Source organism: Pseudomonas sp. S9 (genome assembly GCF_000222125.1).
GTDB classification, from domain to species: Bacteria; Pseudomonadota; Gammaproteobacteria; order Pseudomonadales; family Pseudomonadaceae; genus Aquipseudomonas; species Aquipseudomonas segetis.
In genome coordinates this window covers 95610-119798 of the sequence record NZ_AFFX01000003.1, presented here as the reverse complement: position 1 = coordinate 119798, position 24189 = coordinate 95610, and the positions used below count along the sequence as shown (strand labels likewise).

The following is a 24189-nucleotide window of genomic DNA, read 5'->3' as shown; positions in this document are numbered from 1 at the left end:
TTAATCACACACCACTGCCGGGCGCCCACCGGGGAGCCTGCAGCGGCTGTTTCTAACGTCTATATGCAGGTGCTTGTAATGACAACCCTAAACACCAACCCTCGCGCAGATGGCTTTCGTATGCCGGCCGAATGGGAAGCCCACAGCAAGACCTGGATGGTCTGGCCGCAGCGCCCGGATAACTGGCGCCTGGGCGGCAAACCTGCACAGCAGGCATTTACTGCAGTAGCCAAGGCAATTGCCGAGTTCGAACCGGTGACGGTTTGCGTTTCGGCCCAGCAATACGAAAACGCCTGCGCGCGCCTTGATCACAGCAATATCCGCGTGGTTGAGATGAGCAGCGATGATGCCTGGGTACGCGATACCGGCCCGACATTTGTCATCAACGACAGTGGCGATGTACGCGGTGTCGACTGGCAATTTAACGCCTGGGGCGGTTTCAACGGCGGTTTGTATTCCCCCTGGAACCGTGATGACCAAGTGGCCAGCAAGATTCTGCAGATAGAAAGCTGCGCGCGTTATCGCACCGAAGGTTTTGTCCTTGAAGGCGGCTCGATTCATGTTGATGGCGAAGGCACTCTGATCACCACCGAGGAATGCCTGCTCAACCCTAACCGCAACCCGCATATGACGCGTGAGCAGACCGAGGCCGTACTCAGCCAACACTTGGCCATTGATAAAGTGATCTGGCTACCAGATGGCTTGTACAACGATGAAACCGATGGCCACGTCGACAATTTCTGCTGCTACGTGCGTCCAGGCGAAGTCATGCTGGCCTGGACCGATGACGAGCAAAATCCCAACTACCCTCGCTGCCAGAAAGCCATGCAGGTCTTGGAAAGCACCCTGGACGCCAAAGGCCGCAAACTGGTTGTGCACAAGATGCCGATTCCGGGGCCAATGTACGCAACCGAAGAGGAATGCGCCGGAGTCGATTTGGCCGATGGTTCACAGGACCGTCACCCTGAGTCGCGCCTTGCCGGCTCTTATGTGAACTTCCTGATCGTCAACGGCGGCATCATTGCCCCCAGCTTTGACGACCCGCGAGATGAAGAGGCCAAAGCCATTCTTGGCCAGGTATTCCCCGACCATCGCGTAGTCATGGTGCCTGGTCGTGAGATTCTGCTCGGCGGCGGCAATATCCACTGCATCACCCAGCAACAGCCTGCCCCGCAGACGCGATAAGCCTGGCAAATTGTTGCGGCAAAAAAAGCCCGGCATCTGTATCCAGAGCCGGGCTTTCTATTGCTGACTAAGGCTGCTCAGGCTTACAGCAATGGCAGCGTGTAGCTCACGATCAGACGGTTCTCGTCGATGTCCTTGGCGAAGTTCGAGCGCACAGTCGCATTGCGCCAGCGCACGCCCAGGTTCTTCAAGGCGCCTTCCTGGAACACATACATCAACTCGGTATCGCGCTCCCACTCTTTGCCTTCGCTGGCATTGGCGGTTGCCAGGTCCACATTGTCGCCGTTGAGATAACGGGTCATGAAGGTCAGGCCCGGAATACCAATGGAGGCAAAGTTATAGTCGTAGCGTGCTTGCCAGGACTTTTCGTCCTTGTTGGCAAAATCGCTGATCTGTACATAGTTGACCAGGAACGGGTCAGTTTTGCCGACATAGGCGAAACCGCTGTCGCCGGTCATGCTCTGATAGCCCAGGCCAAAGCTGTGGCCGCTGACACTGTATGTGGTCATGATGCCGTAGGCATCGTTGTCGATGGTGCTACGACCGTCGTCAGTGGAGTGAGCATAGCGCACATCGGTCTTCAGGGTCTGGCCTTCAGCAACCGGCCATACATGCACCAGGTTGAAAGAGTTCTGCTTATAGAAATCTTCCAGGTTGGAGTAGTAATAACCTGCAGTCAGTTCCTTGGTGACCTTGTAGGTACCGCCGATATAGTCAAATGAGTCGGTAGTGCCGCTGCCGGTTACCGCGATACCACGCGTCTTGCCGCTGGTGACCGTGATGTCTTCATAGTCATTGGAGTTACGGTTGTTCACTTCACGAATATGCGCGGCATCAAGGGTCAGGCCTTCGATTTCCTGCGAAACCAGTTGGCCACCGCTGAACACTTGCGGCAACAGACGACCATCACTCGACGCGATTGCCTGGTTCTTGTACTGCAGGCTACCGATCTTCAATACAGTCTTGGAGATCTTGGCTTTACCGGCAACGGCCAGGCCCGAGGATGTGTCCTGCGAACCGCCAGATGAGCGATCCGGAACCAGCAAACCGCTACCTGCGGTGCCGCCGCCCGAGTCCAGCTTGAAACCGAAGGTGCCAATCGCATCAACACCAAAACCTACCGTGCCGTCGGTATAACCCGAGTTGGCGCGCAGGATGAAGCCTTGAGCCCACTCTTCAGACTTCGATTGAGGCGCACCCGAATCACGGAAATCACGGTTGAAGTAGAAGTTGCGCGCCTCAAGAGTTGCCGTGCTGTCTTTCAGGAACTCAGCATGGGCAGTTTGGCTCAAGGATAAGCCCAAAGTGCTGGCAGTAACGGCCAGCGCCAAGGAGGTTTTTCTCATTATGGTTTACTCCAGTGTTATAGGGACACACATCAACACACGCACAGCGTTCAGGGATAAAGACGCCACGCATGCCGAATCCTTAGCAAATCCACACAGCAACGCGCAGGCAGCCGGATAGGCGCCAGCAAAGCGTTAGCGGTGGGACTGAAAAATCAGGGGATTAAGGCTGCTGGCCTGAATAGCAATGTGCTACAGAGCAGTTTTTGCGAAAGACAGAAATTCTTCATGGCACGGGTCTCTTCATTTTTATTGTCAGCCGGCAAAAGGCGCCGGACTCACTTATGAAGCTGTCGTTACAGATTTTGTGCCAATTATTTAAGAAAATATTAAATTCATTACAAATCAAACAGTTACATAATTTTTCGCTGTTTAACTCAGTAAAAACAACCAGCCGCATGGGCGCTTTTTCGCCGAAACCAACCTAAAGTTAGGCGGAATACCGCCAGTTCGATTCAGGTTAATTATCAGCCTCCTCATTAACCTATGACGACTTGATCCTTGCCCTGGTTCTTGGCCTTGTACATCGCCTCGTCAGCACGGGCAAACAAACTGTCCAGGGTCAAATCCGCACTATTGATGCTGGTCAGCCCCTGACTGACGGTGACACCAAACTGGATATCTGCATGAATGAATCGCAGTTGCTTGATCTCCCGCTGCAGGCGTTCGGCAATTTGCTTTGCCAAGGCCGTCTCGCAGCCCGGGAACAACGCGGCAAACTCTTCTCCTCCAACGCGCCCGAACAAGTCGCCCCGACGCAAGACAGAAACGCCGCAAGCGGCCATCCGACGCAACACCTCATCCCCCACCTGGTGCCCGTACTGGTCATTGATTTGCTTGAAATTATCGATATCAAGCAACAGGAAAGACAGCGGCGTACCAAACTTGCGGGCATGCTCGAATTCTTTCTGCGCACACTCGAAAAAATGCCGGCGATTACTGCTCTCCGTCAGCACATCGGTGGTGGCCAGGCGCTGCAACTCACCTTCAAGCTGCTTCTTCTCGGTGATGTCCTCGGCAATCCCGACAACAACCTTAGCGTCGCCCACATGGCTCAAGCGGCCCATAAAGCACTTGTCGCTGAGCCAACGTAGCTGCCCGTCCGCACGGATAATCCGATACTCGCGCGACTCGACGGAACCGGTCTGCAGCACCTTGGCCAGGCTATTGGCGGCATACTCGACATCATCTGGATAGATCGAGTTGCGCCACTCGCCGTAGTCCGCCATCAGCGAAGCCGCCGGGCGGCCAAATACGGCCTCGTATGCAGGGCTGACATAAATGACTTTTTGCGTATTCCAATCAAGCGCCCAGACCACGGCATTGATACTGCCCAACAAGGAGCTGATCAGTTGCTCGCGCTCGCGTAGGCGCGTGACCTCTGAACGGCTGGGCAGCAAAGCCAGGGTCAATTCTTCAAGCTCTGTTGGCAGACGACTATTCTCATCCATGGAGTTATTCCTAGCATGGGGTTGTACTAGTAAAAGCCTAGATAAGAGATAAAACCTGTTACTTAGTTCTAATAAAACCAAAAAGCCCGCTAATTAGCGGGCTTTTTAGACGAACGAGCAGGTTAAATAGCGTTTGGGCGCAGTGAGTAGGTTTTCAGCTGTGCTGCAAAGTCACGCAGGGATTGGATACCGCTGACTTCGGCTTCATGCACCCACTGCTTGATCGCTTCGAGCATTTCGTGGCCGTTAGAAATGGTCTTGGCCCAGATCAACTGCAACGCCAAACGCTTTTCATAAATCACTTTCAGCGCCTGGCTCTGCTCAAGCATCGCATCAATGCGCAACTGATGCTTTTCATTGAGCAAGCTGGTCTCACGCGACAGCAAGCGCTTGGCCCGGTGGAAACGGTCGCGCACCGATGCGTCGGCCTTGGCCAGTTCCTGCTTGACCAATGGGGCGATCACCAGCTTGCGGTACTGCGCCATGATCTGGAAGCGGTTGTTGAGGATCGCCATCGCGGTATCCATGTCGAGGTTGTGCTTGCCTTCAACACGGTGCGCGATTGGCGCGACACGCTGGACCTTGGCCAATCCCAAAAAGCTGAATAGCTTGATCCACGCCCAGCCCATATCGAACTCCCACTTCCTGACCGAAAGCTTGGCGGAGTTTGGATAGGTATGGTGATTGTTATGCAGCTCTTCGCCACCAATCAGAATGCCCCAAGGCACCAGGTTGGTCGCGGCATCCCGGCACTCGAAGTTGCGGTAGCCGACTGCATGGCCAAGGCCATTGATCACGCCTGCCGCCCATACCGGGATCCACATCATCTGCACGGCCCAGACAGTAATGCCGGCCGCGCCAAACAATGCCAAATCGATAACCGCCATGATCGCCACGCCGCCCAGCCGGAAACGCGAGTACAGGTTCCGCTCGATCCAGTCCTCCGGGCAGTTCTTACCGTAAATACGCAGCGTTTCCGGGTTGTCCGCTTCCTCGGCATACAACTCGGCGCCTTTGCGCAATACAGTGCCCAGGCCCTTGATGACCGGACTGTGCGGGTCATCCACGGTTTCACACTTGGCATGGTGTTTACGGTGGATAGCCGTCCACTCACGGGTGTTCTGCGCCGTGGTCAGCCACAGCCAGAATCGGAAGAAATGTTTGAGCGCAGGGTGCAATTCAAGAGCACGGTGCGCTGAGTAACGGTGCAGATATACCGTTACGCTGACGATCGTAATATGCGTCATCAGCAGGGTGACCGCGATCAGTTGCCAGACCGACAAGTCAAGAATACCGTTGTACCACATGCGTTAGAGAACCTCTCTGAAGGTAAGTGCCCGGTGCAGCACCGTGCTGCATTATGTCTATCTGTATACAGAAAACCAGACGGACTTTTGCATATGAATGTTACAGGGCTGCTTGCGATGTCACTACTGCCCACGTCGGCATCTAGAGCCGGCAGCCGCCGCGGGTTTGCAGGCTGTTCGGCCCAATTAGGCGGCAATCGACAAAATGGCTAAACAGACGACCGGTCATCCTGGATGGCATCTTCGAAACTACAGCAGCACCGACAGCAACACCGATGCCAGCAGTGTATCAAGGCCAAGTCGCGACAGAATCAACGGCTGCCCAGCAACTGCTGTCGCAACCCCGGATCGCGGGTTTTCGGGTCCAGCCAGATGGCAAAGAATGCCTTGGTAAACGCACCGTCTTGCACCTATTGGTGAAAACGGCCATCAACATAGAACTGACTGCGCTGGAGCAAATTAACCCCGGTGATACGCTGACCTTCCCGGATATCGACGAACGCACGCTGCATTTCGCTGCGCCAGGCCTGCAACTGCGACTCGCTGACCTGGCCTGGGGATGTGCGGCGTATCTCGTCAAGGCTGGCATCAACAAACTCCTGACGACTGATGTCTCGATGATAAATCAGCTCAAGGGCAAAGGGTTTGCTGCTATCAAAAGGCTGCTGGGCGCTCCACAGCCGCGCCGTGTAGATGCGAAAACCCCAGATGCGCAAATCGCCTTGCCCGACCAACTCTGCATCAGGCAGGACATCGCGCCAGCTGGCTGACGCCCCCAGCGGAACAATTGCAATACAACAGCTGAGCCAGAACGTTCGGCACAGGTTGGCGAGACTGGCACTGGTCATCACAAACTCTCCCTGCAAGAAAGATGGCTGTGGGTTGATAGTCCTGCGCAATCGACAACAAAGCCACTGCTAATTTGCTTGACTGCTCAACTGAGGCGCAGCAGGTGCACCAGCAAGCCACAACAGGCGCTCAGCGCAATCACCTGAATAACCCCACGCTTGTAGCGCAGCAAGGCCACGGCTGCTGCTGCGACAATTAGCGCCGAGGGCCAGTCAAAGGCTGCACTCATGCCTTGTGGCCAGAGCACGTGGTAGGCGAAAAACAACGCCAGATTGAGAATAACCCCAACCACCGCCGCCGTAATTGCCGTTAACGGCGCGGTAAATTTCAGTTGATTGTGGGTCGACTCCACCAGCGGCCCGCCTGCAAGAATAAACAGGAACGAGGGCAGGAAGGTAAACCAGCTCACGAGCACCGCTGCCACAGCTCCGGCCAGAAACAGCTGTTCAGCGCCGAAGACCTGCTGCACATAGGCACCAATGAAACCGACAAAGGCGACCACCATGATCAGCGGTCCAGGCGTGGTTTCGCCCAGCGCCAACCCGTCAATCATTTGCACGGGGGTCAACCAGCCATACTGCGCGATTGCGCCTTGATAGACGTAAGGCAACACCGCATAGGCACCACCAAAGGTCAGCAACGCAGCCTTGGTGAAGAACCAGGCCATCTGCGTCAGCGTACCCTCCCAACCAAACGCCAGCATCAATGACGCCATGGGCAGCAACCAGAGCAAGCCCCCCACCAGGAGCAACTTGACCAACCCTGCCAGGGTAAAGCGCGCATGGGCAGGCGCTGGTGTATGGTCATCAATTAACGCTTTTGTGGCTACTGGGGTTAGCGCGTCGGCACGGGCGGGCCCGCTAAACCAGTGTGGCCAGATACGCCCGGCAACGTAGCCCGTCACCGCGGCTCCCAGGACGATCAGTGGAAAAGCGATCTCAAGGGCAAAAATCGCCACAAAGGCGGCACTGGCAATCAACCACAACCCGGGATTGGTTAGCGTCCGTGAGCCGATACGGTAGGTCGCCTGGATCACAATTGCAGTGACCGCCGGCTTGATCCCATAAAACAGTCCTACAACCAGCGGTTGGTCGCCAAAAGCGATGTATAGCCATGACAACGCAATAAGGATAAGCAGCGAAGGCAGGATAAATAAGGCGCCCGCAATAATCCCACCCCAGGTGCGGTGCATGAGCCAGCCGATGTAGGTCGCCAATTTTTGCGCTTCTGGCCCTGGCAGCATCATGCAGTAGTTCAGGGCATGCAGGAACCGGCGCTCAGACAACCAGCGACGGCGGACCACCAACTCTTCATGCATGATCGCAATTTGCCCAGCCGGACCGCCAAAGCTGATCAGCCCCAGTTTCAGCCAGAAACGGAAGGCTTCAAGAAAACTGACAGATTGTGGCGCTTGGCCTTGTTTTTTTGAGCAGGACATAGAGCCACTGGTAATAGGGCGCCCATCACGACATTGGGGCGGGTGCAGGGCCAGATAAATACCTCAGAAGAACTGGGGCACCAGCATCTGCTGCGGAACCGGCGAGCGCAGATAATCCGCATTATATACCCGCGCAGGCAATACCACTTCGGGCTGCTTGGTCTGGCCGTAGGGAATTTGCATCAGCAAGTGCTGGATGCAATTTAGCCGGGCACGCTTTTTGTCGTCAGCCTCGACAATCCACCAAGGCGCCTGCTCGGTGTGGGTGCGCGAGAGCATTTCTTCCTTGGCCCGGGTGTAATCTTCCCAGCGGCGGCGCGATTCCAGGCCCATGGGCGATAGCTTCCACTGCTTGAGCGGATCATGGATACGCATCAGGAAACGTCGGTATTGCTCCTCATCGGTGATCGAGAACCAGTACTTGACCAAGATGATGCCCGAACGAATCAGCATGCGTTCAAACTCCGGCACGCTGCGATAGAACTCTTCGTACTCATCGTCAGTGCAAAACCCCATGACCCGCTCGACACCTGCGCGGTTGTACCAACTGCGGTCAAACAGGACCAATTCCCCAGCGGCGGGCAAATGCGCGACATAACGCTGGAAATACCATTGGCTGCGCTCCCGCTCACTGGGCGCGGGCAGGGCAGCAACACGGCATACGCGCGGGTTCAGGCGTTGGGTAATGCGCTTGATAGCACCGCCCTTTCCTGCCGCATCACGCCCCTCAAACAGCACCACCACCTTGAGCTTCTGTTCGACGACCCACTCCTGCAACTTGACCAGTTCGGACTGCAGGCGCAGCAGTTCGCGCAAGTACAGGCGCCGGTCCATATCCACCGGTGCCGCGTGCCCCAACTCCTTGAGCACAGGGTCAAGGCGAACATCGTCGAACTCCATTTCCAGCTCTTCGTCGAAACTGTCGAGGATATCGGCATGCAAGCGTGACGCCTGCTCGGCAAAATCCAGGTTTGCGTTATCGGTCATGACAGGTCCTCAGGTTAGGCCCGCCTCAGAAGAGGCTTCGCAAGGCCAGGAAGGCAACGGCGGCAAGCACTGCCGCGGCAGGCAGGGTAATCACCCAGGCCAGGGCAATGGGTTTCATCAGCGACCAGTTGGTTTGCCGGTTGACCAGGCCAATGCCCAGCACCGCTCCAATCAGGATGTGCGTGCTCGATACCGGCAGCCCCATCACCGAGGCCAGCATCACCACCGCGGCCGCCGCAAGCTCGGCGGAAAACCCCGAGGCAGGATGCAACGCAGTGAGGTTGTGGCCCACGGTTTGAATCACCTCTTTGCCGATAAACCACAAGCCGGCAATCAGAGCGACACCGAAGGTGACCATTGCCGCAGTCGGAATGGCTGCTTCTGAACCGATAGCGCCGGTACGCAATACTTCCAGAATCGCAACAAACGGCCCGATGGCATTGGCTATATCGTTGGAGCCATGACTGAAGGCAAAGCCACAAGCGGTAAAGACCTGCATCCAGCTGAACATGACAAAAGTCGCCCGGCTCAGCGATTCCCCCTTCAGGGTTTTGGCAAAGATAAAAGTCGCCAGCCAGACCAGCGCCCCGATCATCACCATGATCAAGTAGCTGTTAAGGGTGCTCAGGCCCAGGTGCATGTTCTTCAGGCCCTTGAACAGCAACATGGAGGAGATGATCACCGCCCCAATTGCCGCGATCACCGGCACCCAGGTTTCCAGTGCATTGTGGGTACGCAACTGGCCACGCTTGTTCTCGATTTTCTGCAGGTCGCGGTAGTAGTCGGACTCAAGGTCTTCGGCTTGGAAATCGCGATCGTTGATCACCTGCATGTCGCGCGTCATGGAGTGGGTGTAGGAGATTTTCTGGATCTCGGACAGCCGCTCAAATGCCTCTTTGTGCCGGCGCTGGTGATTGCGCTTTTCTTCCCGGATCTGCCTTATCTGGCTTTCCGCCTCGTCGTTGTAAGTGAGGATGTATTTTTTTATCTGCGCGTACAGCAGGTACGCCACAATCCCGCCGAGCAACGGTGACAGCACCCAGGAAATCGCGATTTGACCGATTTTGCCCCACTGCACCAGCGCCAGTGCCGTATCAGTACCGTTGAGCAGGATGCCCAAAGTGATAGAGCTACCGACAATCGCACCAATGATCGAATGGGTGGTGGAGACGGGATAGCCCTTCCTGGTCGCGTACAGTAACAAAACTCCCGCCGCGATCAGTGCCGACATCATGATGTAGACAAAGTCCATCGGCGAGACCGCCATGGCACCCAGGTCAACAATGCCGCCGCGTATGGTCGAGGTCACTTCACCGCCAGCGATTACCGCGCCGCTAACCTCAAATACCGCCGCGACCATCAGCGCCTGGCGTATGCTCAGGGTGCCCGCACCAACACTGGTTCCAAAGGAGTTGGCGACATCGTTACCGCCAATGTTGAAGGCCATGAAGATGCCAAACAAGGTCGCCAGGATAAACAACAGCGCATAGTTGTTGTGGGTGTACTCCAGCCCCCAAACCATGAAATACAAGGTGACAGCGATGAGCATCGCAGCGAAAACCAGACTGATTTTCGAGATGCCCCCTGCCGGAGTAGCCAAGACGTTACTTGAAGTTGGGGAGCCAGCCATTTGTATCCCTCCAGACTAAAGCGCAATGGCCCCATTACGGGGAGGTCGTTCTGGCTGATCATTTATTCACCAGAAGGTGACAGGCTGATTAAGAAAAAATGACCAAAGATCAAGCGCTGCGGTACTGCCAGGCGCGTTGGCGTTGTAGAAAATCCGTATTCGCCTCTAAAAAGCGCTGTATATTTTCAAATACAGCGATATAAGCTAGCCTCGTATCAGCACAAGCAGCTCGAATCTGGTCGAGCGGTTTACCTGCACAGATTTTTATTGACTTGAAAGTCAGCTTTCAACAGCATGCAGCCATTATTTCGGCCAATGCTGGGCAAGCATCCGCCAAGCGCTATATACAAAAACATATACCGATTGATGCACCCAAAGGGGAAATCCATGTTTCGCCATCGCCTCAAAGCCCTCTGCACCCTGCTCGTTGCCGGCGCACTAAGCCCTAATAGCTTCGCCGCGGATGTTAATGTCGCCGTTGCCGCCAACTTCACAGCTCCACTGAAAGCAATCGCCGCAGAATTTGAGAAAGACACCGGCCACAGGGTTATCCCGGCATTCGGCGCTACCGGCCAACTCTTTGCGCAGATCAACAATGGCGCGCCATTTGAAGTATTTCTTAGCGCCGATGACAGCACCCCGGCCAAGCTTGAACAAGCGGGCAACAGCGTTCCCGGCTCACGTTTCACCTACGCCACCGGCGCCCTGGTGCTGTGGTCGGCCAAACCCGGTTACATCGACGAACAAGGCGCCGTACTCAGGCAAAACGGGTTCAAGCACTTGGCGATGGCTAACCCCAAAGCTGCTCCATACGGCCGTGCAGCCACACAAACCCTGGAGAAACTGGGCTTGAGCATACGCCTCAAGGACAAGATCGTTGAGGGCCAAAGCATCACTCAAGCCCTGCAGTTCGTTTCGACCGGCAACGCCGAGCTGGGGTTTGTGGCACTGTCGCAAGTGTATAAAGATGGCAAGATAAGCAGCGGCTCAGCCTGGCTTGTACCGGACGCCTACTATCAACCCATTGAACAAGACGCACTGATCCTCAGCAAAGGTGCAAATAACCCAGCGGCCAAAGCCCTGACTGATTACCTCAAAGGCCCTAAAGCCCAGGCGATCATCAAGTCTTATGGCTACAAGATTTAACCCCGAGCCCCCCCCCCCCCCCCCGCCATCTGGCTGACCCTTGAACTGGCATCGCTGTCCACCGTGCTTTTGCTGCTGATCGGCACGCCAATCGCCTGGTGGCTTGCACGCACAGACTCATGGCTGAAGCGTCCGGTTGGCGCCGTAGTCGCCCTGCCGCTGGTCCTGCCTCCCACAGTTATCGGCTTTTACCTGTTGATTGCGCTGGGGCCAAATGGCTACATCGGACAGCTCACTGAAAGCCTGGGCTGGGGAATCCTGACGTTCAGCTTCACCGGCCTGGTGATCGGCTCGGTGTTTTATTCCCTGCCTTTTGTTGTACAGCCGTTGCAAAATGCCTTCGAGTCGATTGGCAACGCTCCCCTTGAAGCCGCTGCCACCCTGCGCGCAAGTAAGCTGGATACATTCTTCAGTGTGGTCATACCGCTGGCACGACCCGGCTTTATCACCGCTTCGATTCTAGGTTTCGCGCACACCGTCGGCGAGTTTGGCGTGGTACTGATGATTGGCGGCAACATTTCGGGCAAGACCCAGGTTGTGTCGGGGCAAATCTATAACAATGTCGAAACCCTGCAATATACCCAGGCCCATTGGCTGGCTGGCGGCATGCTGCTGTTTTCGTTTGTCGTGTTGCTCGCGCTCTACTCCAGCCGCCAGGCGAAGCAAGGCTGGCAGTCATGAACAGGCCATTGCCAATGGATAAGCCGCAAGACCCGGCTTCAGAGTCAATACAGGCACACTTCAAGCTCAGCCACGATAGCTTTACCCTGGATGTCGACCTCCAGCTGCCAGGCAAGGGTGTCAGCGGTTTCTTTGGTCACTCCGGGTCGGGCAAAACCAGTTGCCTGCGCTGCTTTGCCGGCTTGGAAAAGCCCCAAGAGGGCTACCTCAAGGTCAATGGTGAAGTCTGGCAAGACAGCCAGAACGGTCTGTTCATGCCGCCCCACAAACGCGCGATTGGCTACGTGTTTCAAGAGGCCAACCTGTTCCCGCATTTGAGTGTGCTGGGCAATCTTCAATATGGCCTCAAGCGTATCCCCAGCACATTACGCCAGGTACCTTTGCAACAGGCCGTCGAGCTGCTGGGCATTGGCCACCTCTTAAAGCGCATGCCCGACAAGCTATCCGGCGGTGAGCGCCAGCGCGTGGCAATCGCCCGCGCACTGCTGTGCAGCCCCAAGCTGTTGCTGATGGATGAACCTCTGGCCGCACTCGACCCCAAGCGCAAATCTGAAGTGCTGCCCTATCTTGAGCAGTTGCATGGGCAACTGCAGATTCCGGTGATCTACGTCAGCCATAGCGCAGATGAAATCGGTCGCCTGGCCGATCACCTGGTGGTGCTCGAAGACGGCAGGGTACAGGCCACTGGGCCTCTGAAGCAGACGCTGGTCCGTGATGACTTGCCCTTTATCTTCGAAGCCGACGCCGAGGCAGTCGTTGATGGCCATGTCTGTGACTTTGACCAGCACTACCGGCTGCTGAGTATCCGCTTGAATGGCTGCGACAGCGTACTGAAACTGCCGCACTCCATGCTGGAAAATGGCCAGCCGGTGAGAGTCAAGATCAAGGCCAGGGATGTCAGCATCAATCTGCAAAAGGCCCATGACAGTAGCATTCTCAACCTGATTCCAGCACAGGTCGTGAGCATCGTCTCGCTTGATGGGCAGGCTCAGGTGCTGATCCATGCCGCCGTGGGCGAAGAACACATAGTGGCGAGGATCACCCGCTACTCGTTCGACCGGCTCAAGCTCTTGCCACAACAGCAGGTTTGGCTGCAGATCAAATCAGTGTCACTGCTCGGCACAGCCTAGCTGGTCGCCGACTTTTCCAAACCTTGGTTTGCTTGACAAAAACCAACACATGGCAATTTGCCACTGCTGGCTTAATGAAATCTAAGCTACTTTGAAGCCTTGTTTTATCCGAGTAGCTGTTTCATCTTTTTTCAAAAGCATCGTTTGTCTTTTATCCAGGGCGCTTAGGCAGGCATTTTCGGCTATCTGCCTTTTTTTAAAATTGCCGATCGACTGCCATACAACTCACACAACTTATTTGTACGCAAAGCCCACAGAGGCTGCGTAGCTAAAGGACATAGCGTATGGCTGTAAAATGGGGATTACGGGGTAAGTCTGCGCTCGCAGTCCTGCTTGCGTGCGCTATTGCGCTGGTTCCGGCCGTAATGTTTGGTTGGCGGGCGCTTGGCGATATTCGTGGCCATTTTGGCGAAGCCTACGCACGTAACTTCACCCTTCTGCATCGCCAGCAAATCGCAGCCCCCTTGAGTCGGGAGCTGGCACTGTCCAAGCGCTTGGCGAACTCACTCGGCACCCGGCAATGGCTGCAAGATGAAAGCAGCTCGGTACACCGCACACGTTTTTTTGATGAAGCAGAGGGTTTTCGCAGCGATTTCCTGGATAAATCCTACTTCATCATCGTTGACTCATCCCTGCACCTTTATCGCAATGACGAAGACAGCCCGGTCAGCCAGATCCGCCGCTACACCCTCAGCCAAACGGACCCGAAAGACGCCTGTTATTTTGCCCTGCGCGATGACCAAACCGACTACAGCCTGGGCATTGAGGTCGACGATCAGAACAATGCCAGCAAGATTCGCTTTAACGTGCGCGTACGCAATGCGCAAAACAAGCTGCTTGGCATCACCGGCAGCGAGCTGAACCTCAAGCCCTTTATTGATGAGCTGCTGAGCAAAACCGAGCCGGGTGTGATGCCGATGCTGTTCAACCACGACGGCATCATTCAAGCCCAGCCCAAGCAAGGCAATGCGCCGCACAGCAATGACATATTCGAATACCTGAGCAACCGCGACGACCGCCAGTCGTTGCGCCAGATCATGTTGCAGGCGCAAACCGAGCCGAACCGGGTCAAGACCATGGACGCCATGGTCAACGGCAAGCCGCGACTGCTGGCACTTGCCTACATCGAGCCACTGAGGTGGTACGTAATGACCTCGGTCGACCTGCAAGCAGCCAATGTAGTTGATAGCCGCTGGTTGTGGCTGCTGCTTATCAGCTTTGTCGCCTTGCTTGCCGTGCTTTTGCTGGGGTTTGCCTACGCAGTGGAAAGCCTGGTGGTAAGGCCAATCAAGGGGCTGCGCCGCTCGGCACTGGCAATTGCCGCCGGGCACTATGAAGAAACCCTGCCTGATGCGCGCAATGATGAAATAGGCGAGCTTACGCAAGCCTTCTCGAGCATGGCCGACCAGGTTCTACAGCACACCCGGGAACTGGAGGGCAAGGTACAGGAGCGAACCCAGGCGCTGGAACAGGCGAACCGGGAAATGGTCGCGGCACATAAGAAAATCGACGACTCAATTGATTACGCAAGCCTGATCCAGCGCGCCATTCTGCCCGATCGTCAACTCAGTGCATCGTTGGGCCAACAGCAGTTTGTACTTTGGCAACCGCGCGATACGGTCGGCGGTGACTTTTATGTGTATCGCCAGCACCAAGAGGGGTATTTGCTGGGCGTATTCGACTGCGCAGGTCACGGCGTGCCGGGCGCCTTGATGACCATGCTTGCCCGCGCCGCAATCGACCACGCCATTGGTGTGGCGGGGGCCGATGATCCCGCTGCAATTCTGCGTGAAACAGACATCGCCCTGCGCGGCATGCTTGCCGATGCGCAACTATCCCGCGCGTTGGCCACCAACACTGATGCGGGCTTGGTCTGGGTCAATCCCAGCCACAAAAAACTCTTGTTTGCCGGGGCCAAGATTGGCCTTTTCGCCACTGACGGCGAAGCCATCCAGGAACTGCCGGGAGGTCGCAGGGCCTTGGGTGACAAGCGCAAAGGTGAATACCAGAACATCGAGCTGGCATTGATGCCCGGCTGGACCTATTACATGTGCACCGACGGCTTCCTTGACCAGGCTGGCGGCGAACATGGCTTCGGGTTTGGCAACAGGCGATTCACCGCTATGCTGCAAAAGCACGCGAAATTACCGCTAGCCGAGCAAGCTGAGCTTTTTGCGACGAAACTCGCGGAATATCAAGGCGAGTTGCCGCAACGTGATGACATCACCGTGCTGTCTTTTCGCTTTGACCAGAACAGCTAACGGCTAAATTGAAATGCTGAAGAGAAAGAATGGGGCGATACGCTCCGCTCACATTCACCAGAGCAGACAATAACAAGGGCGCCTATGGAATCGTTAGATCTACTTGCAATGCGTGAAATCTACAATCGGCAGCGTGTCATGCTCTGTTTCAATGGCCCGATATCACGCAGCCTGATCGAGGAAATCGGCAATGCTTTGCGTAACTACCTGCAGGCCGAGCAAGCCAAGCCTTCGGCGGCGATGGACGTATTTTCGGGTTAAATCGAGATGACGCAAAAAATCAGGCATTATGCCACCCAGAAGTGCTCAGGCGACCAGGACGCCTCTGCTACCGTAGCCATTTCTCGCGACGACAAAGGCCGCTATGTAGTATCGGCAGGCAACCTGGTGACAAAACAAGACGGCCGCCAATTAGTCGACTTTGTCGCACGGCTATCTACGCTGGAAAAACCCCAACAAAAAATCGCCTATAAAGAACAACTACGCAAACCGCGTGAAGATGGCGCAAGCAGCGGTGCTGGTCTTGGCTTGCTGGATATCGCCCGCAAGTCCAGCTCGCCTATGCGTACCAGCTTGCAAGAGCAAAAAGACGGCCGGTTCTTTTTTAGCCTTAGTGCCGTTATTTGAAATAAGGATATTGAGAGTAAAACCATGAGCGAACTTAATATCGCCAGCACACAATCCACACCTGCCATTCATGGCGACTGGCAAGCTGGCGTGCTGGCAATGCAAGGCGATTCCTACCCGGAAAACTCATTTGAGCTGTATGACCAGGTCATCCAGTGGGTTGAACGATTCCTGGGAGAAGAACCCCGTCCCCTGGCGCTACAACTAAAGCTGCTGTACCTCAACACCAGCTCGATCAAAGCCATGATGGATATCTTCGACCTGCTTGAAGAGGCGCACAACCAAGGACGGGAGGTCAGTGTCACCTGGTTATACGACAGCCGTAACGAACGCGTTGCAGAGCTCGCCGAAGAGTTTCGCGAAGACTGCACATTTGCGTTCACTATCAGTACCTTTGACGAGTAGCATATGAACCGCGAGCGCGATCTAGATAGCTTGATAGAGAGCTTGTTGGCTGATCCTGCGTATATGGACCATCCGCTACGCGATGCCCTGCAACGCCTGCACCAGCAGAATGTTGAGCACCTGGGTCGCATCGAACGCATTGCGCGCATCTCTGATGGCTATCAATCCCTGGCCCGCGAACAGAACCTGTCGTTGTCCGAGCGTTATCACAAGCAACTGCGCAAACTGGAAAAGGTCGCCCGTATTTCCGACCGCTATCAGCAAATGATGCGCGACCTCAACCTGGCCCTGAAAGAAGCCTCCAACCGCGACCCATTGACCGCCCTGGCCAACCGCCGCATGTTGATTGAGCGACTCAAGGAGGAGGTTTCACGGGCCACTCGTCAGAACAAGACCTTTGTCTTGGCAATGGTTGATGTGGACCATTTCAAACAGATCAACGACAACTGGGGCCACGATATTGGCGACCGCATGCTCGAAGAGATCGCCCGGGTCTTGCAAGCAGAGGTCCGCAGCTACGATCTTTGTGGGCGTTGGGGTGGCGAAGAGTTTCTGATCTTATTACCCGACACCGACCTGGACTCGGCCGCACAGGTTATCGAGCGCGTGCGTAGCGGCCTGCGTGCCCTGGCCGTGCGGGTCAGCACGGAACTGCTGAGCGTATCCGCCAGTTTCGGCGTGGCAGAACACCGCACCGACGAAAGCTACTCGCAAACCCTCAACCGGGCAGATGCTGCCCTGCTACAGGCCAAGCGCAATGGCCGCGACCGCTGCATCTACGCGAACCATGAGTCGCTCGACAGCACCGCCCCCAAGCCACAGCCCTAATATCCAGGCAGTGGCTGCCAGCAAGTGGCAAGGCAACTGCAAGGCTGATGATCAATAGTCAAAAAATCACTCTTTCGGTTAATTTCATAACGCCCCCAGAAAAGTAATCTATACCTAGCGTATTGCTGCGCAAAGTCTTATCCGCACTGCTCACAACAATAACAAGGAGCACCCCGGAATGCGTTCCAAGCTTATGATTACCCATGCTTTTATATTTTTGATTGCGCTCGCTGCGAGCTTCCCAGCGAGCACCTCAGCGGCTGCACTCAGCCCCGCCGAGCTTGCTCAGGTATATGCCTGTCGCGCGACCAGCAGCTTGCTCCTGTTACGTGGCGAAGGCTTCCAAAAGATCCATCAACAGCGCCTCGAAGCAGACCTACAAGCTCTAAACGGCGCCCTGCAAGCCATTTCACAACCCAGCGATAACCTTCTGGCCACGCGCCAAGAGCTTGTTACCCAGCTGCGTAACGGTGTTTCCTATGGCCCCAGCGAAGACAATGTGCCGTGGCGTTATCCACAGGAGCTGAGCAAGGCGCTACGCGACTTTCTGCATGAAGCACGACAAATGCCGCAAGGCAGTGACGATGAGCTGCCCGCCGAGGTCGAATACCTTGCCGTGCAGTACCTCAGTCGTTCCTACATGGGCACCTTTGAAATTGCCCGTGAGCAGCCCGACACCTATCTGGGGCAGGACGAACGCCTGTTGCTGCCAAAGATTGACCAGCAACTCAACACCGCAGGATTAGCCGATGATCCGGCGCTGGGCAAGCTCACCGCACGCTGGGAGTACCTGAAGAGCGCACTGGCCGACATGAACAGCAAGAGCAACACCCTGCAGAGTGTGTCGGGCCGGCCCTTTTCTCCCATTACGGTTGACCGGCATTCACGCACGCTGACGCAAAACTGGATAGAACGCGAGCAGGCCTCGCCTGCCGTTGCCGCGCAGTAGCGCCCGGCAACGCAGCGTTAAATCGATTGTTGGCCGCTCCCGTGCCTTACCGGCCCGGCGCGGTCGGCCACCTGCTGCTCGACTTCAGCAAGCATGCCCAACAGGAACGCAGCTTCGGCCACCACAAACAGCGGTCCGATTGCCAACCCCATGACATCGTCAACAAATGCAGGTTTGCGGCCTTCAAAATAGTGGCCAACAAACTGGATAAGCCAGCCCACGACAAACAGGCCGAGCCCCGAGCCCAACCACAGCATCGTACCTTGCTGCGCCAGCAACGCTCCGGCCCAGACACACAGCAACAGCCCGATGCTCATGGCCAGGCCAAAGCGCAGGTCAAGGCGCAGGTAAAACACGGCAGCCACAAGACTCACAAGTGCCGCGCCTGACCACCAGAGTCCAAGCCACTCAACGCCAGGGCGAGACAACAAAACCGCCACGGCCAGCACAATCATCGGAATACCGACAAAGTGACTGATGATATTTCGCTGATCGCGGTGATACGCCGCGTACTGCGCCAGGTGATCGACCAGGGTTTTCATTATTATTCTCCGCTGTAGCTAGGGTCACTAGGTCGATCATAACCCGACAAGCCCGTATCAGCGCAGCTTCTCAAGCAGTTGGTAATACCACATTCCGACCGCCAGCATCGGGTTGCCAAGCACATCGCCAAACGGCACTTTAATGTGCGAACAACCGGCAAAGGTGTCGAACTTCTCCAAAGTGCCAGTCAAGGCATTGGCCATGACTTCACCCATGATATGCGTCGTGGCGATACCGTGGCCGGAGTAACCCTGGCAATACCAGACGTTATCCGAAAGCTTGCCCAGCTGCGGAATACGGTTGATCACGATGCCCATGGCGCAGCTCCACTGGAAATCGATATCAACGCCTTTGAGCTTGGGGAATGTCTGCTCGATACCCGGACGCAACTCTGCCGCAATGTCACGAGAGTCACGCCCGGAGTAGTTGGCGCCACCCCCAAAGAGCAAGCGCTTGTCAGCCGTCAGGCGGAAATAGTCGAGCACAAAGCGGCAGTCATACACGGCCAGGTCATGTGGGTTGATCTGGTCGGCCACTTCGCCAAGGGGTTCAGTGGTGACAATCCCGCCCATGGCCGGGAAGATCATGCCCTTTAGTTTTTTCGGCTCAAGCTGGGGATATACATCACCAGCCAGCAGGACCTGCTTCGCATCGATCCGACCTTCAGCGGTCACCACTGCCGGTTTATCGCCGTGAATAATCTCCAGCACTTCGGAGTGTTCGAAAATCAGCGCGCCCAGGCTTTCAGCTGCCTTGGCCTCGCCGATACACAGGTTCAGTGGATGCAGGTGCATATTGCGCATGTTCTTGATTGCGCCATGGTACAGGTCGCTGTCCAGGTGATTGCGCACGGCACTGCGGTCAAGCAGGGTCACTTCATCACCCATGCCACGGCGCACGGCTTCTTCGTAGTCCGCTTTCAAGTCATCCATGTGAGCCGGCTTGTAGGCCGCATGCAGGTGACCGTACTTGAGATCACAGGCGATCGAATACTTCTCGATACGCTTCTTGATGATCTCGTGGCCACGCCAGCGCAGGCCCCAGATGAAATCATCAACCTCACTGCCGAGCTTATTGCGCATCTGTTTGCGCATGGCGCCATCCGCCGAGAGGCTGCCGGTGACCTGGCCACCATTGCGACCGGTTGCGCCCCAGCCAATTTTCTTGGCTTCGACAATCGCAACCTTCAGGCCGCGCTCAGCCAGTTCAACCGCACTGGCGACGCCGGTAAAGCCTCCGCCAATAATCACCACATCGACACTGACCTGGCCTTGCAGCCTTGGGTAATTGGTTTCCTGGTTGAGGGTGGCCGTGTAGTAAGACTTGCAGCGCTGCGCGTCCGGGGTCACAACATCTACTTGAGCATTCATACAAAATCCTTGGTTAAACGGTTTGCTGGCAGGCTTGAGCCTGAACAGGGCCGGCAGGTCCAGCACAACGCTGGCAAGCGGCCCTTGAAGGCTCAGGCTAATCAAGCGTTAGTCAGGTACCAGCGCCAATCCTGTTCGCCCACTTCAGCCATGAACTGGCGATGTTCTTCGCGCTTGACCGCGAGATACACGTCAAGAAATTCGCCACCGAGGGCTTCACGCGCCCAGCTTGAGTTTTCCAGTGCATGCAGTGAGGTCAGCCAGTCGGTTGGCAGCAGTTCCGTAGCCTGTGCATAACCATTGCCCGTGACCGGAGCGCCCGGATCAAGCTCATGGCGAATCCCGTGATGAATCGCTGCAAGAATGGCCGCAGCCGCCAAATAGGGGTTGGCGTCGGCACAACAGATACGGTGTTCGACATGGCGTGTATTGGCTGGACCCCCCGGCACACGCATGCTGACGGTACGGTTGTCCACACCCCAGGTCGGTGCCAGGGGCGCATAGCTATTGGCCTGGAAACGGCGGTAGGAGTTGGCGTTGGGGCAAAACAACAGCAGTGAGTCGAGCAGTGCGCTGAGCATGCCCGCCACCGACATCGCCAACAGTGGCGTGCCCGCCGGATCTTCGCTGGCATAGAGGTTATTGCCCTGTGCGTCCGCCAGGCTGACATGCATATGCATGCCAGTGCCGGCCAGGTGATCGTAGGGCTTGGCCATAAAGCAGGCCTGCATGCCGTGCTTGTGGGCGACTCCTTTGACGATGCGCTTATAGCGAACCGCTTGATCCATGGCCGCCAGTGCATCGCCATGCTCCAGGGTGATTTCAACCTGGCCCGGTGCATATTCGGAGATGGCCGTGCGCGCCGGAATTCCCTGGGTTTTGCAGGCACTGTAGAGGTCAGCGAGAAAGGGCTCTATCTGCTCCAGTTCACGCAAACCGTAGACCTGGGTGCTGCGTGGGCGACCGCCATCGGCATCCAGCGCCGGTTGTGGACGCCCCCGCGCATCAGGCTTCTGATCGAGCAGATAAAACTCCAGTTCACAGGCCATGACCGGGTGATAACCGTCCGCCTTCAGCCGTTCGATCACCTGAACCAGCAGGTGCCTTGGATCGGCAACAGTAGCGGGCAAGCCTTCAGTCGGGTGCATGCTGACCTGTACCGCAGCAGTCGGAATCTGCCGCCAAGGCATCCGAGTCAGGCTGCCGGGCAATGGATAAGCACGGCAATCTATATCGCCCACTTCCCAGACCAGGCCCGAATCCTCGACGTCGTCCCCGTTCATGGTCAAGCCGAGGATAGTGCTCGGCAATGGCCGACCGGTCTTGTACACCGCGGGCAACTCGTCGCGGTGTAAAAGCTTGCCACGTGGCACACCGTTGGCGTCGAGAATGAACAGCTCGAACATCTCGATATCAGGATTGTCGGCTAGAAATTTTTCAGCTTCTTGCACTGGAGCAAATTGCATGGGATCTCGATAGCGCAGTCGCGCGAATAAGTCAGTTGCCATGTGGCAAGCGGGTAAGCAATAGCGCGGCAGTGTCATGGGACTGCCAAGGGTCGATAACCGTCGTATGCGCTATTGCATAACGATTAACAGGTCGCGAGGAAGGCTGTATCCGGAGGGCGCGCATGTCGGCAGTGCCAAAGCGCCCAGAAGGCTAGTATTTTCGGGAAGAGAGGGTTCACCCGGTTTGCAGCAAAGCAGAGCCGTTCCCGTATCGACGGGACAAAGACAGTCTGCTTGGAAAGAAGCGCTGGCGAACTCATAGAACCAAAGACTCGCACAGCGCACAATGTTTGTTAAAGCAGATTTTTTACATGTTTAGATTATTCATGGCTAAACAATCTGGCGAGCTATCCTGAAAACCGATGTCGACGAATAAAGCTCTGGTCCAGGTAGTCCTTCCAGTATCCATAGACTTGCCCACCAGCACTGATGCCGCGCCACGCCAACAGCGCGCCACCGTCCCCCGTGGCCAACAAGGCCAGGCTCTGCTTTTGCGGGCGATAGTTTTTCAAGGGTTGCTGGTGCAATGCGGCCATCAAATTGCTCGCCAATACCGGCCCCTGACGCACTGAATAAACACCGCTCTTGGCGGCACCGGGCAAACTGGCGCAATCACCCACGGCGAAGATCTGCCGATGGGAACAACTTTGCAGCGTGGGCAAGACCTGCACAAACCCACGCGCATCACAGGCCAGGCCACTTTGCTCGAGCCAGGGCAAAGCCTGCGCGCCCGTTGCCAGCAACGCCCGCTCGCCCCGCCAGACCAATTCGTCCTGGCTGAATAACTGGTCATCTTCAATACGGCTTATCGGGCTGTATTCGCGCAGGCGCACGCGGCGCTGACGCAATGCGCCTATCGCTCGCAGATGCAGCCCCGGGTTATGACCTGCAAGCAGTTTGCCCGCACAGAACAATGACAAGCGCGGCACTTTATCGGCAAGCGCCAGCGCCAGCTCAACACCCGCTGCGCCACCGCCAATAATGGCGATGGGTTTTGGTGACTGCTGCCAGGTCTGCCAACGCGCCAGGAACGATGCGAAGGGTTTGATCGCCAGGCATTGCATGGCATCACCTTGTTGCGCCAAAGGTGCAACCTGGCCACCGACATTGAGCGACAACCAATTGGCACTCAACTGGCGACCATCACTGAGTTGCACCTGGCGCTGCTCCGCCGAAAGGGATTCGACCTGCGCGGTAATTAACTCGACCTTGGCGGCGCGGCAGATCGGTTGTAGCTCGACACTGCAATCGGCTGCCGAATAACGACCCGCCAACAACCCGGGAAGCATGCCCGAATACCAGGCATGGGTGTCGGCGCTGACCAAGGCGATGCGCCCGGACGGACGCTCAAGCATGGCCCAGCGACGCAACACGCCAAGATGTGCATGGCCTGCACCGACCAAGATCAGATCGTAATCACTCATAACGCTTTCTAGTCATCCTTGAGAGTCTCGCGGTATTGGCTCGGCGTCTGTCCGGCCCAGCGCTTGAATGCGCGACTGAAGCTGCTGACATCCGAAAAACCAAGCAAGTAGGCTATCTCACTAATTGAACAATTGCCCTCGCGCATATACTGCAGGGCCAATGCCTGGCGTGTTTGCGCCAGTACAGCTTCATAGCTTGTTCCTTCTTCGGCCAAATGCCGCTGCAGGCTGCGCAAGCTCAGGTGCAAGGCTTGGGCAATGCGTTCCGCCGAGGGTTCACCCTCTGGCAACTGCGCCTCCAAACGAGCGCGCACCTTGCGTATCCAGCTGGGTGCCTGCAGCTGCTCCAGATTACGCTTGAGCGCCTCTTCGTTGTGTTCGGCCAATTCAGGATTGCCATCATCAAGCTGCTGCTCGAGTGCCGGCTTTGCAAAGAGCAGTATATTTTCTGCTGCCGCAAACACCAGGGGCGCACGAAACACCGCATGCCAGGGTTGGCTATCCTCGGGTTCGGGTCGCTGCAGATACACCGCCAAGGGCGCAAAATCGCGGCCCAGTCGATTACGGCAACTGCGCACATAGATGGCCGCAAAGGCATCGAGTGCTTCAGGTGCGGGAGGCTGGCTGCCGGGCGCGGTGCGAAAGCAAAACTCATAGCAATCGGCGCATTCGCGCAGCTCGAGTTCCATCACATCACTAATGACCTGGTAATACCTGACCGTGCGCTCGAACATTTCACGCATGCTGCAGCTGGCTATCAATGCATAACCCAGCGCATGAAAGGTGGTGGGGCTGACAAACTGCGAGGTCTTGAGGCCCAGCGCCGGGTCCCCGCTGGCTTCGACAGCCAACTGCCAAAGCCGAGTGGTCAGCGACAGCGGACAACGTCCATTGGGGTCGTCCAGTGCACCGGGCTCGAAGCCTGCCTGCCGGCACAGCTGCTCACTATCAAGGCCCAGCGCATCCAGTTGCTTACGCAGGGCACGGGTCCAGCTGGCCAGGGTGGTTGCTTCATTGGTCATGCAAGTTGGCGCATCCAGTCAACAGGTTGGCGTACTCGGTCGGGCACATAAATACCAAATGACGCATGGTTATGGCACTCACCATAAGGTTTGCCAGCCGAT

Annotated in this window: 19 protein-coding genes and 2 pseudogenes; 9 read left to right on the top strand and 12 right to left on the bottom strand. The window is 56.3% G+C overall.

Annotated features, from left to right (window positions below; translation table 11 throughout):
* Nucleotides 1–78: 78 nt before the first annotated feature.
* A complete protein-coding gene (gene aguA, locus PSES9_RS0107235; RefSeq protein WP_010485523.1) occupies nt 79–1185 on the top strand; it encodes an agmatine deiminase in 1107 nt (368 codons plus the stop codon).
* 83 nt (nt 1186–1268) lie between these two features.
* Here aguA and PSES9_RS0107230 read toward each other — a convergent pair whose 3' ends face one another.
* The 7 genes and pseudogenes from PSES9_RS0107230 to PSES9_RS0107200 all read right to left on the bottom strand — a co-directional run bounded on the left by PSES9_RS0107230 (nt 1269) and on the right by PSES9_RS0107200 (nt 10193).
* Nucleotides 1269–2531 (bottom strand): OprD family porin, encoded by a 1263-nt coding sequence (locus PSES9_RS0107230; RefSeq protein WP_010485521.1) that lies wholly within the window; start codon nt 2529–2531, stop codon nt 1269–1271.
* A 479-nt stretch (nt 2532–3010) separates the two neighbouring features.
* Nucleotides 3011–3982 carry a GGDEF domain-containing protein gene (locus PSES9_RS0107225; protein ID WP_010485519.1) on the bottom strand — a complete coding sequence of 324 codons (972 nt, stop codon included), beginning with the start codon at nt 3980–3982 and terminating at the stop codon, nt 3011–3013.
* Nucleotides 3983–4104: 122 nt separating this feature from the next.
* Nucleotides 4105–5289, bottom strand: coding sequence for a delta-9 fatty acid desaturase DesA (gene desA, locus PSES9_RS0107220; protein WP_010485517.1), 1185 nt, complete (start codon nt 5287–5289; stop codon nt 4105–4107).
* A 311-nt stretch (nt 5290–5600) separates the two neighbouring features.
* Nucleotides 5601–6137 (bottom strand): annotated as a pseudogene (locus tag PSES9_RS23065) (chalcone isomerase family protein).
* Nucleotides 6138–6223: 86 nt separating this feature from the next.
* Nucleotides 6224–7576, bottom strand: coding sequence for a chromate efflux transporter (gene chrA, locus PSES9_RS0107210; RefSeq protein ID WP_010485515.1), 1353 nt, complete (start codon nt 7574–7576; stop codon nt 6224–6226).
* A gap of 63 nt (nt 7577–7639) precedes the next feature.
* A complete protein-coding gene (gene ppk2 / locus PSES9_RS0107205; RefSeq protein WP_010485514.1) occupies nt 7640–8563 on the bottom strand; it encodes a polyphosphate kinase 2 in 924 nt (307 codons plus the stop codon).
* A 25-nt stretch (nt 8564–8588) separates the two neighbouring features.
* The gene (locus PSES9_RS0107200; protein ID WP_010485512.1) at nt 8589–10193 is read right to left on the bottom strand and encodes an inorganic phosphate transporter; all 1605 of its coding nucleotides are present in this window, start codon (nt 10191–10193) and stop codon (nt 8589–8591) included.
* Nucleotides 10194–10580: 387 nt separating this feature from the next.
* Between PSES9_RS0107200 and modA the strand changes: the two genes are divergently transcribed.
* The 8 genes and pseudogenes from modA to PSES9_RS0107160 all read left to right on the top strand — a co-directional run bounded on the left by modA (nt 10581) and on the right by PSES9_RS0107160 (nt 18220).
* Entirely contained in the window at nt 10581–11339 is a 759-nt protein-coding gene (gene modA, locus PSES9_RS0107195; RefSeq protein ID WP_010485508.1) for a molybdate ABC transporter substrate-binding protein, read from the top strand.
* 27 nt (nt 11340–11366) lie between these two features.
* Complete coding sequence (gene modB, locus PSES9_RS0107190) at nt 11367–12020, top strand: molybdate ABC transporter permease subunit (protein WP_029529418.1); 654 nt, start codon at nt 11367–11369, stop codon at nt 12018–12020.
* Nucleotides 12017–13150, top strand: a complete 1134-nt coding sequence (gene modC, locus PSES9_RS0107185) for a molybdenum ABC transporter ATP-binding protein (RefSeq protein ID WP_010485504.1) — start codon at nt 12017–12019, stop codon at nt 13148–13150. The genes modB and modC overlap by 4 nt, the downstream gene beginning before the upstream one ends.
* A 284-nt stretch (nt 13151–13434) precedes the next feature.
* A complete protein-coding gene (gene siaA / locus PSES9_RS0107180; RefSeq protein WP_010485502.1) occupies nt 13435–15411 on the top strand; it encodes a biofilm regulation protein phosphatase SiaA in 1977 nt (658 codons plus the stop codon).
* A gap of 84 nt (nt 15412–15495) precedes the next feature.
* Nucleotides 15496–16038 (top strand): annotated as a pseudogene (gene siaB, locus PSES9_RS23060) (biofilm regulation protein kinase SiaB).
* Between the two features lie 24 nt (nt 16039–16062).
* Nucleotides 16063–16443: a biofilm regulation phosphoprotein SiaC gene (gene siaC / locus PSES9_RS0107170; protein ID WP_010485501.1), complete on the top strand. Its 381-nt coding sequence runs from the start codon at nt 16063–16065 to the stop codon at nt 16441–16443.
* Nucleotides 16444–16446: 3 nt separating this feature from the next.
* Complete coding sequence (gene siaD / locus PSES9_RS0107165; RefSeq protein ID WP_010485499.1) at nt 16447–17271, top strand: biofilm regulation diguanylate cyclase SiaD; 825 nt, start codon at nt 16447–16449, stop codon at nt 17269–17271.
* Nucleotides 17272–17449: 178 nt separating this feature from the next.
* Entirely contained in the window at nt 17450–18220 is a 771-nt protein-coding gene (locus PSES9_RS0107160) for a hypothetical protein (RefSeq protein ID WP_010485497.1), read from the top strand.
* Between the two features lie 17 nt (nt 18221–18237).
* Here PSES9_RS0107160 and PSES9_RS0107155 read toward each other — a convergent pair whose 3' ends face one another.
* The 5 genes from PSES9_RS0107155 to PSES9_RS0107135 all read right to left on the bottom strand — a co-directional run bounded on the left by PSES9_RS0107155 (nt 18238) and on the right by PSES9_RS0107135 (nt 24087).
* Nucleotides 18238–18762: an Mpo1 family 2-hydroxy fatty acid dioxygenase gene (locus tag PSES9_RS0107155; RefSeq protein WP_010485495.1), complete on the bottom strand. Its 525-nt coding sequence runs from the start codon at nt 18760–18762 to the stop codon at nt 18238–18240.
* Between the two features lie 57 nt (nt 18763–18819).
* On the bottom strand, nt 18820–20133 hold the full coding sequence (locus tag PSES9_RS0107150; RefSeq protein WP_010485493.1) for an NAD(P)/FAD-dependent oxidoreductase: 1314 nt from the start codon (nt 20131–20133) through the stop codon (nt 18820–18822).
* Between the two features lie 101 nt (nt 20134–20234).
* Nucleotides 20235–21599 carry a glutamine synthetase family protein gene (locus PSES9_RS0107145; protein WP_010485491.1) on the bottom strand — a complete coding sequence of 455 codons (1365 nt, stop codon included), beginning with the start codon at nt 21597–21599 and terminating at the stop codon, nt 20235–20237.
* Between the two features lie 389 nt (nt 21600–21988).
* Entirely contained in the window at nt 21989–23065 is a 1077-nt protein-coding gene (locus tag PSES9_RS0107140; RefSeq protein WP_010485489.1) for an FAD-dependent oxidoreductase, read from the bottom strand.
* An 8-nt stretch (nt 23066–23073) separates the two neighbouring features.
* On the bottom strand, nt 23074–24087 hold the full coding sequence (locus PSES9_RS0107135) for an AraC family transcriptional regulator (protein WP_010485487.1): 1014 nt from the start codon (nt 24085–24087) through the stop codon (nt 23074–23076).
* Between the last annotated feature and the right edge of the window lie 102 nt (nt 24088–24189).

Excerpts from the sequence above, each read along its gene's own strand:
- PSES9_RS0107140 (WP_010485489.1), bottom strand. The coding sequence starts at position 23,065 with ATGAGTGATTACGATCTGATCTTGGTCGGTGCAGGCCATGCACATCTT.
- siaD (WP_010485499.1), top strand. The coding sequence starts at position 16,447 with ATGAACCGCGAGCGCGATCTAGATAGCTTGATAGAGAGCTTGTTGGCT.
- PSES9_RS0107150 (WP_010485493.1), bottom strand. The coding sequence starts at position 20,133 with ATGAATGCTCAAGTAGATGTTGTGACCCCGGACGCGCAGCGCTGCAAG.
- PSES9_RS0107160 (WP_010485497.1), top strand. The coding sequence starts at position 17,450 with ATGCGTTCCAAGCTTATGATTACCCATGCTTTTATATTTTTGATTGCG.
- ppk2 (WP_010485514.1), bottom strand. The coding sequence starts at position 8,563 with ATGACCGATAACGCAAACCTGGATTTTGCCGAGCAGGCGTCACGCTTG.
- PSES9_RS0107135 (WP_010485487.1), bottom strand. The coding sequence starts at position 24,087 with ATGACCAATGAAGCAACCACCCTGGCCAGCTGGACCCGTGCCCTGCGT.
- siaC (WP_010485501.1), top strand. The coding sequence starts at position 16,063 with ATGAGCGAACTTAATATCGCCAGCACACAATCCACACCTGCCATTCAT.
- desA (WP_010485517.1), bottom strand. The coding sequence starts at position 5,289 with ATGTGGTACAACGGTATTCTTGACTTGTCGGTCTGGCAACTGATCGCG.
- PSES9_RS0107155 (WP_010485495.1), bottom strand. The coding sequence starts at position 18,762 with ATGAAAACCCTGGTCGATCACCTGGCGCAGTACGCGGCGTATCACCGC.
- modC (WP_010485504.1), top strand. The coding sequence starts at position 12,017 with ATGAACAGGCCATTGCCAATGGATAAGCCGCAAGACCCGGCTTCAGAG.
- PSES9_RS0107145 (WP_010485491.1), bottom strand. The coding sequence starts at position 21,599 with ATGCAATTTGCTCCAGTGCAAGAAGCTGAAAAATTTCTAGCCGACAAT.
- aguA (WP_010485523.1), top strand. The coding sequence starts at position 79 with ATGACAACCCTAAACACCAACCCTCGCGCAGATGGCTTTCGTATGCCG.
- siaA (WP_010485502.1), top strand. The coding sequence starts at position 13,435 with ATGGCTGTAAAATGGGGATTACGGGGTAAGTCTGCGCTCGCAGTCCTG.
- modA (WP_010485508.1), top strand. The coding sequence starts at position 10,581 with ATGTTTCGCCATCGCCTCAAAGCCCTCTGCACCCTGCTCGTTGCCGGC.
- PSES9_RS0107225 (WP_010485519.1), bottom strand. The coding sequence starts at position 3,982 with ATGGATGAGAATAGTCGTCTGCCAACAGAGCTTGAAGAATTGACCCTG.
- chrA (WP_010485515.1), bottom strand. The coding sequence starts at position 7,576 with ATGTCCTGCTCAAAAAAACAAGGCCAAGCGCCACAATCTGTCAGTTTT.
- PSES9_RS0107230 (WP_010485521.1), bottom strand. The coding sequence starts at position 2,531 with ATGAGAAAAACCTCCTTGGCGCTGGCCGTTACTGCCAGCACTTTGGGC.
- PSES9_RS0107200 (WP_010485512.1), bottom strand. The coding sequence starts at position 10,193 with ATGGCTGGCTCCCCAACTTCAAGTAACGTCTTGGCTACTCCGGCAGGG.